This is a genomic window from Dendronalium sp. ChiSLP03b (assembly GCF_034531165.2).
In the GTDB taxonomy this organism is placed as follows: domain Bacteria; phylum Cyanobacteriota; class Cyanobacteriia; order Cyanobacteriales; family Nostocaceae; genus Dendronalium; species Dendronalium minutum.
In genome coordinates, this window is sequence record NZ_JAVRBR020000057.1 from 22,267 (window position 1) to 33,331 (window position 11,065).

Genomic DNA, 11,065 nt, shown 5'->3' on the forward strand with positions numbered 1-11,065 from the left:
GAATTCCTAAGAATTATTTAAGGTATTTCAAAAATATCTGTATCTAATACCATTTCCCAAACAAAAATAATGATACAGATCCAAACCCAGAAACCTAGACTAAATGGGACTTTCTTAATTACGAATTACGAATTACGAATTACGAATTGGTATAAGCGTTCGCCTGTCTCAGCATCAACTACTAAGAGTACTTTTCGCGCATTGCTATTCTAAGCCAGTGGCTTGTGACCATCTGCTGTAAACAACTTGTTATTGTGCGATCGCCTTCAATCAATCTTCTACCTTCTGGCAGTTGCAATAGCTTTTGATAGTTTCCTGCTATGGGTGCAAACTCTGTTCCCTACTCCCCTGCCTCTTCGGTCATACCCTGCTTATGAAGCTTTGAAGACAAACACCTATAAAAACTTTAGTTATTTTTATCTTTTGTTTATAAGCAGAAACTATCAACTTATACCTGAGAAACAATTGTCTATTTGTAACATTACTGTTATATTTCTTTACAGAAAGTTACAAATACCAAGTAAACGCATTACAACACCGATCGCCAAGGCATTCTGAACAGCTATGCAGTTGAGTCAGCAGTTTAATTCGCTGAGTATTCAACTCAAGAGCAACAGATTTGCCATGCATTCGGTGGAGAAATTGTTATGCCACAGATTGTCGTTAATGTTGACTGCCTTCGCTATCAGCTAATGACATCTGGCTTGCGTTTTTGCACATTCGATTTTTCAGATTTGACTGTACTGTAATTTTTTTGAGATTTCAACCATGCCATTTACCATTCAGTCGGCTCAAGGTATTTTTCCCGGCACTTTAGTTGCTGACGTTGTTCCAGCTACGATTGAATCCTTTAATCAGCTCAAGGCTGAAGACCAGCTAGCGTTACTATGGTTTGCCTATACCGAAATGGGTAAATCAATTACGGTTGCGGCTATCGGGGCAGCTAATATGATCCTCGCGCAAGGCATATTGGAACAAATTAAGCAGATGCCTTTTGAGGCTCAAACCCAAGTCATGTGCGATTTAGCTAACCGTGCTGACACACCCATCTGCCGTTCTTATGCTTCTTTCAGCATGAACTTGAAACTGGGTTTTTGGTTTCAGCTAGGAGAATGGATGGAGCAGGGAATCGTCGCTCCCATTCCAGAAGGCTATCAGCTATCTCCCAAGGCAGCCTCAGTCTTGGAAGCAATCCGACAAGCTGATTCAGGTCAACAAATTACCATCCTACGTAATACTGTGGTCAACATGGGATTTGACCCGAATGCTCCTGGTAGTTACAAAAAAGTCTCCGAGCCTGTGGCTCCTCCTACTGCGCCAGCGTTACGTACTAAGGTCACTATTGAGGGTGTCACTAATACCACGGTGCTGGCCTATATCAATAACATGAATGCCTTTGACTTTGATGCGGCTGTTGCTCTGTTTACCTCTGAAGGTGCTTTGCAACCTCCTTTTGAAAGACCAATTGTTGGGCAACAAGCGATCCTCGCTTATATGCGCGAACAATGCCAAGGGCTGAAGATGATGCCAGAGCGAGGCGTATCCGAACCAACAGAAGATGGCTATACCCAAGTTAAAGTCACAGGTAAAGTCCAATCCCCCTGGTTCGGCGCCAACGTCGGGATGAATATAGCATGGCGGTTCTTGTTAGATCCCCAAGGCAAAATTTTCTTTGTGGCAATTGACTTACTTGCTTCTCCGAAAGAACTGCTCAACCTAGTTCGTAAATAGAATACTGGATTAACTGCTTCTTTTGCTTGCTTAAGCGTGAACGAGTCAGCGAGCGATCGCAACCTCACCACGCTTAAGCCATAACAGCCGCGATCGGCACTATTGTAAAAGATCGTTAAGACAGTTTTAATATTACTGCGAAGTTTTGCAGAGTCTCTTAAAAATCACTATTTCTGGCAATAGTCAATTAAATACTGTAATGTCCGCGCGATCAATGGAGATTTGGAAGGCAGGCTGTATGGATGCTGATGAACTTTTCAAACGCTATTGTGCAGGCGAGAGAAATTTCACCCAGGTAAGCCTGCACTTAGTTAACCTGAGCGAGATGTGTCTACCGGGAATCAATCTGGCTCAAGCTGACTTGGCAAACGCGACTCTATCTCACTCCAACCTGCGTGGATCAAACCTGATTGAAGCAAATTTGACGGGGGCATCCCTCTGGAGAACTGACCTAAGTAAAGCAAACTCGAGCTGGGCAAACCTAAAGGTTGCTAACCTGATTCGCGCCAATCTTAATCAGGTGGACTTGCATAAGGCTTCTCTCTTGAAAGCAGATTTGCGCTTAGCAGACCTTAGAGGTGCAGACCTCAGCGGTGCTAACCTTAGCGGTGCAGACTTGCGCTATGCCAACCTCAGCGGTGCTTTTTTGGCAGGAGCCAATCTCAGTGGTGCAAACCTGACTGGGGCAAACTTTAGCAAGACAGACCTGAGTTACGTCAATTTTAGTAAAGCCATTTTGTTCAAAACTGATTTAAGCTACGTTGATTTCACAGAAGTAGACCTGACAAAAGTGGATATGCACCATTCCTTGCTCAGGGGAGTAATCTTACCTGAACGAAGTTTGATTGAGGTGAGTTAACCAAGCTCCTTTAGGGCGGGTGTAATTTCCCTGCTCCCCCTGCCCTTGGTGTATTCGCCAATAGCATCATTTATTCATAGGGATCCTCTACGTCCCTATGTTTAGTCATGGAGATCTGACTTCTCTGTTTAAGAGAAATCGATTGTTGCAAGAAGTCTGATGAGTACCTCAAATTCGCTGTTACAGGATTTACGTCAAGCATTACCGCATTTAAAAACTCAAATTTATTTCAAGTCATCACTAACAGCTCTTTCTCACGCGATCGAAGATTTGGTGTTGGCTGGAACTGACAAACCCCTAGTGATTGCCAATTTTCAGCAGGAGCGTTTTTACCGCCAAGAGATTCCTCGCTATCAAAAGATTGCTCAGCACGCAGACCAAGTTTATGTTTTGGCTGCACCGGAGACTGATTTTGGAGTTGCTTCAGATCCTTGTATAACTATCCCTTTTGCCCCTGACGACGAATTAGCCCAAGAGTGGCATTTGGTAGTAGTTGGTCAGCAATATTCAGCTTGCTTGGTTTGTCAAGAATATGCTTCACCTTTAGATTCGGCATCGTTAGATCAGGCAAGGCAATTCAAGGGAATTTGGACATTTGACCCACAAGTTAGTCTTCAAGCCGCCCAACTTTTATTAGAGCGCATTCTGACTTATCGACCAGAACTAGCCGCTAAAGTCAAGCAGGCGCAGCAACGTTATGGTATACTTACCGAATTCCAACCACAGGTATCTACCAGTTGGTTGCTAGAGATTGACCCCAGACTGTTTGTCAACCGTTTAGTCACATATCTACAAGCCAGTCAATATCGGCTGTTAAAAGCCTATCGCACCATAGGTAGCAAGGAACGTAAAGAGCGTCTGATCAATGCGATCGCTACCGCTATCCGCCGCTCTTTAAATCCAGAAGAAATTCTCACGGTTACTGTTACAGAATTGGGTAAAGTCTTTAGCAATAGCCGCTGTCTGCTTTATCGCTATCAGCCGGGTAGTCAAAGTCAACCAATTGCTTATGAGTCAAAATCTCCGGGATTGCGTTCTTTAAAGGAAGAAATTTGGTCATTGGCAAGTCATCCGCTGTTTCAAACTACTTGGGCGCAAAGTCAAACCAATAGTAAAAACCAGTCGGAAACTATAGCGATTGCTGATGTCAGCCAAGACTTAGGTTTACAGTCTCATCCAGAATTAAAAGCGCAACTGGTACGTTGGCAGATTCGTGCTTGCTTGCTAGTACCCATCGGCTATCAGGGAACTTGGTTGGGAATGCTGGAACTGCAACAGCCAGAAGCGCATTTGTGGACAAAAGATGATGTAGCTTTAGTGGAAGCGATCGCCACACAAGTTGGAGTCGCCTTAATGCAGGCACAAGCTTACACCAATCTGGAAACTCTCAATCGCCAACTGGTAGACTTGGAGCGCATCCAAAGTAACTTGATTGCTATTGTCGGACATGAACTACGTACTCCTTTATCTACCATCCGCGTTTGCTTAGAGAGTCTAGTTTCAGAACCGGAAATGCCACTGAACTTGCAGCAGACGATGCTACAAACTGCTTTGAGCGATGCCGAACGTTTGCGTAAGCTGATCCAGGACTTTATCACCTTATCTCGTTTGGAAGGTGGGTCAATGCGCTGGCAACTAGAGCCAATCTCGCTTCAGGAATACCTAGATTTAGCCCTCAGCGGACTCGAATCTCAGACATCACCGAGAATTGTCATCGAATTGCCCGATCATTTACCTCTGATTCAAGTAGATGGAGAAGGATTCATCGAAGTTTTGACGAAGCTATTGGATAACGCCTGTAAATTTACCCCTAAAAGTGGACAAGTTAAGATTAGCGCCCAGCTTTTGAATGCTTTGGGAAATTCTCATAAGACTTCTATGTTAAAAGTGACAATTGCAGATACAGGTCGAGGTATTGAACCGAATCGGCTAGAAACTATCTTTGAGCGCTTTTATCAAGAAGAAGGATTTTTGCAACGTACTGTGGGTGGAACTGGACTAGGTTTAGCGATTTGTCGTCGAATTATCGATAAGCTGGGAGGAGAAATTTGGGCTGAGTCTCTAGGTAAAGACCAAGGTAGCCAGTTTCACTTCACTGTTCCAGTTGCAATGTCTATTGCTTAACCAGAAGTTCCCTTTGAGATTTGAGGGAAAGGCGATCGCACTAAAGCCAAAACTGGCGATCGCCTTCCACTGTACCTGGAGCAATTCCTTGTAACCGCCGATAAGCTATTTTGTCAGAACCGTATAATGGGACGGGCAAGCGAGGTTCTTTCAACGCCCCGTGATGTAGCAATGTCAGTTTAAGTGTAGCTTCTATTAAACTTTCAATTGATACTTGCTGTTCATGTTCAGGATCGGGAATAACCTTTAAACGCAGAGGATAAGGTAAACCCATTTTCTCTGACTTCACTTCAGTAGCGACTAAAATTACTTCATACGGAGATAAGCGAAGAGCCAACCCTTTAGTTGGTGCTGTGACTACAGACTGCTGAAATTTATATAGTCGTGGAATCTGAGATTTTACACACTCCACCAAAATAAACTTTGAACCAATAACTTTTGCTCTTTCTCTTAAATTCTTTATTTCATCGCCACAAAAACGTCCATCACGGTAAATTAGTACAGTTTTTTGTCTTAACTCAGCAGATGGTAGGAACCTCTCTAGTGTTCTTTTATCAATTGTTTCACCCTCGGTTAAAGCATCTTCCAATCGGTAACGAATAAACTGCCCTTGCTTGTCATATAGACGCACACTTCAAGGGGCGACAATCAGCGCAAAACTAAACCAGATAAAGGTTTTGGAGGCACATATTCCTTGAAAAAATTAGGTGCTTATTGAGAATGAACTGTGCAGTTATTAAGCGTTTATCTAGGGGGTACAGTTTGATGGTAAAAAAGAACGGTCTCATCAATTAAACAAGACCGTCACATAATGTTGCCCTCATTCTACCAAGAGTTCATAGAAAAGTATCTAAATAAATCGCAGTTAATTACCCTGAAAATGTTGGTGTGGTTGCTACAGAATCAAAAACAGGTCAGGATAGAAAGACTGGCAGCAACCCTACCTTTACCCATACAACAAAACAGTCAAAGACGGCATTTACAAAGGTTTTTAACTTTGAATGCATTGAGTGTGGTACTGCTATGGTTTGCGATCATTGAAGAGATGATTAGCAGGCAAATTAAAGCTGGCTCACAAGTGATTGTCGCACTGGACAGAACACAATGGAAAGAAAATAACGTGCTAATGGTTAGTGTAATTTACCAAAAAAGAGCGTGGCCAATATATTGGTGCTTGCTAGAGAAAGATGGTAGCACTAATCTAACTGAACAGCAAAAAGTATTACGTCCAGTAATTCGGCTACTAAAAAAATACAGATTAGTAATTATTGGGGATAGAGAATTTCACAGTATAGAACTAGCTAATTGGCTGCACAAACAGAATGTAGGCTTTGTATTCCGTCAAAAACAGGATACCACTTTTCGCCAAAAAAGACGCTGCTTTAAGCCGTTAAAGAGTATCGAAGTTTATCCAGGAATCCGACAGTTTTATTCTGGAGTCAGTATTACTCAAAAACGAGGATTTGGTAAATTTAATTTAGCAGTCTATTGGAAGCGAAAATATCGAAATAAACAAGAATCATCACCTTGGTATTTACTAACTAATCTACCTGATTGTGAAACAGCTATCAAAATCTACAAACAGCGTTTTGGTATTGAAGCTATGTTCCGTGATTGCAAAACAGGGGGTTATAATCTCGAAGACTCTAAAGCCAACCCTGATAGATTGATGCGTTTAATTTTTTTAATTGCTTTGGCAATGACTAGTGCTTGGTTACACGGACAAAGAACTAAATTTCAAAAACAAGAATCCTATATTTGTCGCACTCAAGAAAAAAGTAAAACCACTAAACGACACAGTAATTTTTGGATAGGTTTATATGGTGAGCCAGCGCGGTCTTGAGGGTTTCCCCCATGAGCGACTGGCGAACCCGCAAGGGTCAAAATTGGATAATAGCTTGGAATGAGTGTCAAGAATGGGTCGAGGAACTGGTTGGTTCCATTCGCAATAAGCAGAGCTTTTATCTCAGGGGTTTAAGGGCTATAAAGCTTATACAGCAAGCACTTTAGCTTTATTGTCGCCCCCTGAAGACTTTGTGAGAATGTACCCTACAGTTATGACAAACATTAATCGGGGTTGAATCGATAAAGCTAATTCCAGTTATCTCTCCTGTACGTGTATGCAAAAAGCAACACAACAGCATTAAGCACCAGGGCATCAGTTCCACAAACCGAGTGTAGCTGACTAGATTTGGAAATGCTTCACGCCAACCCGGAAGTACATGCAGCGTGTAGAATTCTTTGAAAGTCTTATATCCACTGCCATGAAATGCAATCACTATCGTCATGACTTCTGATAGACACATCCGGCAAGTGCTGCGACGCTCTCCCTTTGTGGATGCTAACTGTGGTACTTGTTGCCACAAGTTCTCCCAGTGATTGCAAAAATCATCTACCTCACAGAAAATTTGTACGATATCGAGGCGAGATACAATGGTAGACATAGCCGAGACGCTAATTTTTGTTAGATATTTTGAGTCTCGGCGTTTTTTTGTACCTTTTTTGCCGATTTTCAATTCATCTTAGCGAGCCCAATACCTACCTAGTTTCTCATGGTTCATATCTAGCAAGGTTTTTGGCTTTTTTTAACCGTCGAACTCACGTTTATTTAATTTCTGGAAGTCCCTAAGAGAAATACGGCAAGCAATTGAAAATTTGTTTTGCACAGCATTAACCGCTAGAATTATTGCTGTGATTCAGTTTCTTAATTTTGAATTTTGACCCTTCGACTTCGCTCAGGGTTAAATTTATTCAGCCTGTAAATGGTAGCGATCGCTATTATTTACCAACTATTTTGGTAAAACTGCAAAAAAGTGAGCGATTGCCAGCCAATACAAACTCAACTCTTATCAGTCATGTTCAGGCGATCGCCTTACCTACTAACTACTTTGGTATACTACACAAATAGTTGGCATGAAATAAGTCGTGTTAGTTTTATAAGGCAGTTATGACAACTTCAAATAGTGAGTTTGAAATCACCAAAACTGAAGAAGAATGGCGTGCAATTTTAACACCAGAACAGTATGAAGTAATGCGTCAACATGGAACTGAACGCGCTTGTACTAGCCCACTTGATAAGCAAGATACCGAAGGTACTTACGTATGTGCAGCTTGTGGCTTACCACTTTTTACATCTAATACTAAATTTAACAGTGGTACAGGCTGGCCCAGTTTTTTCGCTCCCATAGAAGGGGCAATTGGTATATCTATAGACAAATCATATAACATGACCAGAACTGAGGTGCATTGTCGTCGCTGCGGTAGTCATATGGGTCATGTATTTGGTGACGGCCCTGCTCCTACTGGTCAACGCCACTGCATGAATGGGATTGCTCTCAAGTTTATTCCTGAACCGGACTGATTTTTATAGCAAAGTGCTTAGTGCTGAACTGTAGCTTTCAAGAAGCGATCGCTCTTAAGGGCTTCATCAACTATAACAATCTTATTTGAGTTATAAAATCAGTCTTAGAGGCAGGCAATAGATTTTTTCATAGATGATTTAGGATTGCTATATGACTAGGCGATCGCAAAACATTAGAATGATTTCAATGTGCGATCAAATATCGCTCCAAATCATCAATTACTCGATTAGCTGAAACAGAAGCACAGCAACCCCAATAATCTCCAACTACATACACCTTGCCTTGCTGGATTGATTCACTTTTCAGGAAAAAAGAGGCATCTGAGGGAACGTATAAACCCCTGGCTAGATTCGCTCTTTGCCAGGGGTAGTTCATTAAAAAGATAAGAAAGATTTTCAGAAATATCTTGGTTTTAAAGGAGAAGGGGGAGCAGATAATATGAGAATATTTGTCACATTACTAACGTAACGACCTCCAGCTTTATCACCTGGAACTACTAAACGAGCAAATCCATCATCTGTTAAAGGTATGACTGTACCATCACTAGCTTTTTTTTCAAAGGCAACTAGCACTGTTTTCCCTTCAAAGTTAGGTTGAATTTCACCAATAGCTACAACTGCACCATAGCAATCTGTGGCATCAACTAGAACATATTGCCTCAGAAAAGAGTTTTTAGTATTCACCCCAGAATTTCCAGGTTTTAGACCACCTCCGGCTTTTGGATTATTAATCAATTCCCACAGAGGGATTCCATAGTATGTTTCTGTTCGTGGGCCTGAGCCGGTTTGAAAGCTGACAGTGATTTCAGTAACTAATGCTGGATTTTCTTTTTTTAAAGTATCTCGCAAATTTTTCAGCTTTTGTAAGTTATAAGTAGTTGGATTCTTGACTTCTCCACCGAAGCGAAAACTCTGCGAAGTACCTCCATTACACTTATTTTTATTCCAAATAGATGGTGTTTCTTCTCGATTCCAAGGAACATCACTCCTTGAGTCAGCTAAAGTAGGCTGCCATAAAACCAGCATCGAAAGTACTAAAGACGCAATGGGTATCTTGCGGGTAAAACGCATAAAACATTTCTCCGTTTACTATTGAATATTGAAAAAATTAGATAGCTTTGCTCAAAGCAGGTTGCTCATCAAAAATTAGTAACTTTATCGCCACATCTGAGCAAGTTAACAATAAATTCTGTTCAAGCAAAATAAAAACCTCAAATTGTTAACCTTTCAACTCTTTACCACACGATACGAAATAGCTAGTTTTCAATATGAGTTATTAAAAACTAATAAATAAAAAGCCAAAATTACCCGCCAATCTCAGAAGAGGTTTGCGGTTTTCAAAATAGATTAAGTGTATCTATTTAATGTACCAAAAATAATACCAACTTATTGAGTAAGTTACCAAATAAAATAGTAATCAAATGCTAACAAGATTAATTTTTATTTCTTTTTTAAATATTTAAGCTTAATGTTGTACAGGAACTTGCTGTTGTTATTTGCCTTAAGAGGTTAGCTACTATCAAGCTAATAAACTGTTTAGAAGTAGGACTCACTTGGAAGTTAGAAAACTGTCCGAGTTGTGGAGAAAGGTTGTAGTTTTACCAATACTATAGTTGGAGCAAAACCATCCAGCGACTAGACAAAATGTACTACTGTGCCTTCGTTATTTTGACTGCAACATCACACGGTTTACCAAAGTATGGTGAACTTGTCACTAAGATATCTACACCAGTGCTAGCGTAATCTTTTATATTTTCAGAGTTAATACCACCAGCCGCCGCTAGTTTTAAGTTTGGATACTGCTGCTTCAACTTCAAAACCAGAGGCTCAAGGTTTGAGATCGGAATTTTATCGAACTGAATTAAATCTACACCTGCACCAGCAACCATCATCGCATCTGTTGGTGTATCTACTTCAACGCAAATACGTTGTTCTGGAAACTGTTGTCGCAGTTCATTGATGCGCTCAATTAGCCCAACTATACCTCCCAGGAATATCAGGTGTTGGTTAAATATCAGAACTGTTTCAGATAATCCTAAGCGATGAAAAAAGCCCCCTCCAGCTAGAACTGCTTTGATGGAAAGCGCTCTAGTGCCTGGAAAACACTTGCGAGTAGTCACAATAGAAACAGACTGATTTACTGTTTTAGCAGTATCTACTAATACTCTGGTACGCGAAGCAATGCTAGAGGCATATTCCATCAAATTTAAAGCAACTCTCCAGCCACTATGTAAAGCGATCGCAGTACCACTAGCTTGAAGAATTAATTGCTTGTCCTGGCAGAGTGTACCACTTTCTACTTGATAATGAACTTCAGCACCACAATATTTCAATACTCTGGCTGCCTCTTCAGTAGCGCAAATGGTCATCGGATGACGAGTAGAAAACTCAATTTCCCCAAGTTGCTTGCCAATACCAAGTCCGTAAGTTGTCAAATCTAGGTAAGGAATATCTTCCTCAATTAACCTAGCGATCGCCTCATCTGAAAAGAAAATACTCATTTTAGTTTTGCGACGAGCGCATAAATATATAAAATATCAACTCAAATAAGATTTATACTAAACTTAATATTATTTAATTATCAAGTTTGTAATCATCACTACCATTGGTCAAAATACGATAATAAATTTAAGATTTGAATTTTAGTTTTGCTTTAATAAATACTTAAATAAATTATTTAAAACTCGATTAGCTGATATATAACTACCAGCAAGCCAACACTCACCCATAACATGAACTTTACCTTGCTGCACAACTTTCAATTTTCTCCATAAAGGTTGTGTCATCAGTTGCTCAACCATTTTTTGATAACTGTCTTTTTTATTGAAACTGACAGGGACAACAAATAGGGCGTTGCATAATGAGAATATGAATGAGGGTGAATCTCCATGAAATGTCCACGTTGTGATTCCAATCATATCCGTAAAAATGGTAAGCAGCGAGGTAAACAGAACTACATTTGTGCTGAGTGCGGTCGTCAATTCATCGAA

12 protein-coding genes and 1 pseudogene are annotated in these 11,065 nt (G+C 40.7%); 7 read left to right on the plus strand and 6 right to left on the minus strand.

Annotated elements, in window-relative coordinates; genetic code table 11:
* The first annotated feature begins 768 nt into the window (after nt 1-768).
* The 3 genes from RMY31_RS14605 (at nt 769) to RMY31_RS14615 (ending at nt 4,714) form a co-directional block, all read left to right on the plus strand.
* A complete protein-coding gene (locus RMY31_RS14605; protein ID WP_322662553.1) occupies nt 769-1,731 on the plus strand; it encodes an orange carotenoid protein N-terminal domain-containing protein in 963 nt (320 codons plus the stop codon).
* A 238-nt stretch (nt 1,732-1,969) separates the two neighbouring features.
* A complete protein-coding gene (locus tag RMY31_RS14610) occupies nt 1,970-2,590 on the plus strand; it encodes a pentapeptide repeat-containing protein (RefSeq protein WP_322662564.1) in 621 nt (206 codons plus the stop codon).
* A 159-nt stretch (nt 2,591-2,749) separates the two neighbouring features.
* A complete protein-coding gene (locus tag RMY31_RS14615) occupies nt 2,750-4,714 on the plus strand; it encodes a DICT sensory domain-containing protein (RefSeq protein ID WP_322662555.1) in 1,965 nt (654 codons plus the stop codon).
* Nucleotides 4,715-4,754: 40 nt separating this feature from the next.
* Here the strand turns inward: RMY31_RS14615 and RMY31_RS14620 are convergent, their stop codons facing one another.
* Complete coding sequence (locus RMY31_RS14620; protein WP_322662557.1) at nt 4,755-5,345, minus strand: hypothetical protein; 591 nt, start codon at nt 5,343-5,345, stop codon at nt 4,755-4,757.
* Between the two features lie 180 nt (nt 5,346-5,525).
* Here RMY31_RS14620 and RMY31_RS14625 point away from each other — a divergent pair, with 180 nt between their 5' ends.
* Complete coding sequence (locus RMY31_RS14625) at nt 5,526-6,557, plus strand: IS4 family transposase (protein WP_409877953.1); 1,032 nt, start codon at nt 5,526-5,528, stop codon at nt 6,555-6,557.
* A gap of 169 nt (nt 6,558-6,726) precedes the next feature.
* On the opposite strand, the gene RMY31_RS14630 is transcribed toward RMY31_RS14625, so the two are convergent.
* Nucleotides 6,727-7,158 carry a transposase gene (locus tag RMY31_RS14630; RefSeq protein WP_409877954.1) on the minus strand — a complete coding sequence of 144 codons (432 nt, stop codon included), beginning with the start codon at nt 7,156-7,158 and terminating at the stop codon, nt 6,727-6,729.
* A gap of 266 nt (nt 7,159-7,424) precedes the next feature.
* Here RMY31_RS14630 and RMY31_RS14635 point away from each other — a divergent pair, with 266 nt between their 5' ends.
* Together RMY31_RS14635 and msrB are read left to right on the plus strand one after the other, a co-directional pair.
* The gene (locus RMY31_RS14635; RefSeq protein WP_322661274.1) at nt 7,425-7,622 is read left to right on the plus strand and encodes a hypothetical protein; all 198 of its coding nucleotides are present in this window, start codon (nt 7,425-7,427) and stop codon (nt 7,620-7,622) included.
* Between the two features lie 39 nt (nt 7,623-7,661).
* Entirely contained in the window at nt 7,662-8,075 is a 414-nt protein-coding gene (msrB, locus tag RMY31_RS14640; RefSeq protein WP_322661272.1) for a peptide-methionine (R)-S-oxide reductase MsrB, read from the plus strand.
* A gap of 184 nt (nt 8,076-8,259) precedes the next feature.
* Here the strand turns inward: msrB and RMY31_RS14645 are convergent, their stop codons facing one another.
* From RMY31_RS14645 to RMY31_RS14660, 4 genes are all read right to left on the minus strand, one after another.
* Nucleotides 8,260-8,451, minus strand: coding sequence for a hypothetical protein (locus RMY31_RS14645; RefSeq protein ID WP_409877955.1), 192 nt, complete (start codon nt 8,449-8,451; stop codon nt 8,260-8,262).
* 20 nt (nt 8,452-8,471) lie between these two features.
* Nucleotides 8,472-9,146, minus strand: coding sequence for a hypothetical protein (locus tag RMY31_RS14650; protein WP_322661270.1), 675 nt, complete (start codon nt 9,144-9,146; stop codon nt 8,472-8,474).
* Nucleotides 9,147-9,724: 578 nt separating this feature from the next.
* Nucleotides 9,725-10,576 carry a ModD protein gene (gene modD / locus RMY31_RS14655; protein WP_322661268.1) on the minus strand — a complete coding sequence of 284 codons (852 nt, stop codon included), beginning with the start codon at nt 10,574-10,576 and terminating at the stop codon, nt 9,725-9,727.
* A 141-nt stretch (nt 10,577-10,717) separates the two neighbouring features.
* A complete protein-coding gene (locus tag RMY31_RS14660; protein WP_322661266.1) occupies nt 10,718-10,876 on the minus strand; it encodes a hypothetical protein in 159 nt (52 codons plus the stop codon).
* An 87-nt stretch (nt 10,877-10,963) separates the two neighbouring features.
* On the opposite strand from RMY31_RS14660, the pseudogene RMY31_RS14665 reads away from it, so the two are divergent.
* Nucleotides 10,964-11,065 (plus strand): annotated as a pseudogene (locus tag RMY31_RS14665) (IS1 family transposase); the annotation flags it as partial.

Coding starts and splice junctions, on each gene's coding strand:
- RMY31_RS14630 (WP_409877954.1), bottom strand. CDS start 7,158: ATGTCTACCATTGTATCTCGCCTCGATATCGTACAAATTTTCTGTGAG.
- RMY31_RS14610 (WP_322662564.1), top strand. CDS start 1,970: ATGGATGCTGATGAACTTTTCAAACGCTATTGTGCAGGCGAGAGAAAT.
- RMY31_RS14615 (WP_322662555.1), top strand. CDS start 2,750: ATGAGTACCTCAAATTCGCTGTTACAGGATTTACGTCAAGCATTACCG.
- modD (WP_322661268.1), bottom strand. CDS start 10,576: ATGAGTATTTTCTTTTCAGATGAGGCGATCGCTAGGTTAATTGAGGAA.
- RMY31_RS14650 (WP_322661270.1), bottom strand. CDS start 9,146: ATGCGTTTTACCCGCAAGATACCCATTGCGTCTTTAGTACTTTCGATG.
- msrB (WP_322661272.1), top strand. CDS start 7,662: ATGACAACTTCAAATAGTGAGTTTGAAATCACCAAAACTGAAGAAGAA.
- RMY31_RS14625 (WP_409877953.1), top strand. CDS start 5,526: ATGTTGCCCTCATTCTACCAAGAGTTCATAGAAAAGTATCTAAATAAA.
- RMY31_RS14605 (WP_322662553.1), top strand. CDS start 769: ATGCCATTTACCATTCAGTCGGCTCAAGGTATTTTTCCCGGCACTTTA.
- RMY31_RS14660 (WP_322661266.1), bottom strand. CDS start 10,876: ATGGTTGAGCAACTGATGACACAACCTTTATGGAGAAAATTGAAAGTT.
- RMY31_RS14645 (WP_409877955.1), bottom strand. CDS start 8,451: ATGAACTACCCCTGGCAAAGAGCGAATCTAGCCAGGGGTTTATACGTT.